Here is a 2,111-nt window from a genome sequence, read left to right as displayed (position 1 = left end):
CCTATTACGTAGTCATGTTTCTTTAGAGGCTTTGCCACCATTATGTTTTTATCTACGCTACTTCGTCCTACTAACTTTAGGCTCGACCTTTCTTCTTTACATAGGCCCTCCATGTAGTTGCCCAGCGCTTCGGGTCATCTAAAGCCGTTTCATCGGCTAGCTTGTGGGACGCACATTTGTGGGGAGCATTTTTTACAATTTCCGGATCAGAATAGGCTTCATCGCGAATATGTTTTAAAACTGCCACGTATTCGTCCAAATCCTCCTTGCCATAGCTCTCACAGGGTTCTAATGTCATAGGTTCCGGAACTACCCAGGGATGATGGCTCGTCCAGTAATGCTGCAATCCGAAATCTCCCACTCGCCTCAAGATATCCGTCGTACTTACGCCCGTGGCCTCCAGCAATTTCTGCCAACAGTAACGAGCCTCTTCAAGGCGCCTCCTGCCGGGTGCGTAAGGTACTTCTATTTCGGGGATCTGTTCCTGCAGTTTCTTTTGTAGATAGTTATGGTTTATCGTGGATATCTCAGATACCTCTTTAAGATATTCCTGTCCTATGGTCATTACCCATGCGTAAGTACGCACAAGGACGCCTGCAGGTCCCTGGAATTGTCTTACTTTGCCTACGCTGTGGGGTCTATCGAAGTCGAGGTAATATTTGGTGCCATCGTATTCAACGGTTGGTATGGGTAAATATTTTGCTAAGTGATCCCTTACGCCCAGCGCACCAAGTCCCGGCCCTGAGCATCCGTGAGGCGTACCGAAGGTTTTGTGGATGTTGAAGTGGCACATATCAAATCCGGCCTCTCGCGCCCTAGCGATACCCAAGAGTACGTTTGCGTTGGCCTGATCGTAAAAACATAACCCCCCCGCGTCATGCACTATCTTCACAAATTGGTCGATCTCCGTGTTGTATATTCCGGTATCCTCCGGGTTTGTTATGAACATGCCGGCGGTGTTTTCCGATACGGCAGCTTTTACCGCCTCAACCGATGGATAGCCGTTTTCGCTGGGGGGCAGTATTATCAGCCTAAAGCCAGCAGTGGCAGGAGCTGCGTGATCACAGGGGTGAGTGAAAGCAGAACTTATGATTTCCCTGCGCTTATCCAGTTCGCCGCGATCGCGATGATACGCCCTCATGATGCTCGCAGCTGTATAAACGGCATGTGCTCCTCCCTGGGGATGCAAACTGAACTTGTCCATCCCCGAGATTTCCTTCAATATCTCCTCAAATTTGTAGTATATTTCAAGTATTCCCTGGGCGGTATCCACATCTTGCCACGGATGAAGTGAGGCTATGCCGGGATGCGCCGCCAATTCTTCGTTGATCCTGGGGTTATATTTCATCGTGCACGTGCCTTGGCTTATGTCGTTACAAAGGTTTCCACCTAAAGTCTCTTGGGCGAGGTGAATGTAGTGAGCTAAAACCCTTTTTTGGTCGAGCTCCGGCAATGCCGGGGGCTCTTTTCGAAGCATTTCCTCTGGTACCAAGCCTTTCGGATCGCCTGCTGCTTCTTTGATTTCTTCTTCTGGAGCCGGAGGGATGAGGCCTCTACGTCCCGGAACGGAAAGCTCGAATATTATCGGCTCGTCCCAATGAGCTTGATGAAATTTTCTTAACCTTACATTCGTCATGATCTATCCCCTCCCTCAATTACTTTCCCAAGACAGAAGCCAGGGCTTCGGTTAATTCATCGATGTCTTTTTTGCTGTGAACCTCCGTAATGCAGAACAAAGCGCTTTGTCCGAGCTCTGGGAAGTCCTTAGATAGGTCCTTTCCGCCAAATATTTTGTGATCTAGCAACGCCTTGTTGATATCTGCGACCGTCTTTCCTGTATCATCGAAATTCACCGTAAATTCCTTGAAATGGTATGAATTAAAGTAAGGAGCCTTGATTCCCTTAACAGATGACAGTTTTCTGACAGCATATACAGCTCGCTGCAGCAAGCCTTCGCCCAACTCCTTCATTCCCTGCGGACCCATCAAAGCCATGTATACGCCCGCCACGATGCCGTGAAGTTGAGCCATCGTTCCCAAGAAATCTTTGGCCTTATCACGAGATGCGTAAGACGTCCTCTCGTATAAGACCTCTCCAAAGCCATACTCGCC

At 48.8% G+C, this 2,111-nt stretch carries 1 protein-coding gene and 1 pseudogene; both read right to left on the bottom strand.

Annotated elements, in window-relative coordinates:
* Nucleotides 1-76: 76 nt before the first annotated feature.
* Nucleotides 77-1,636 (bottom strand): aminomethyl-transferring glycine dehydrogenase subunit GcvPB, encoded by a 1,560-nt coding sequence (gene gcvPB, locus Q7P41_RS02125; RefSeq protein WP_303881768.1) that lies wholly within the window; start codon nt 1,634-1,636, stop codon nt 77-79.
* A 19-nt stretch (nt 1,637-1,655) separates the two neighbouring features.
* Nucleotides 1,656-2,111, bottom strand: a pseudogene (locus tag Q7P41_RS02120) (aminomethyl-transferring glycine dehydrogenase); the annotation flags it as partial.

This window comes from Acetomicrobium mobile (assembly GCF_937920065.1).
Note: the sequence above shows the minus strand (reverse complement) of the source record. Positions and strands in the feature narration are given on the sequence as shown.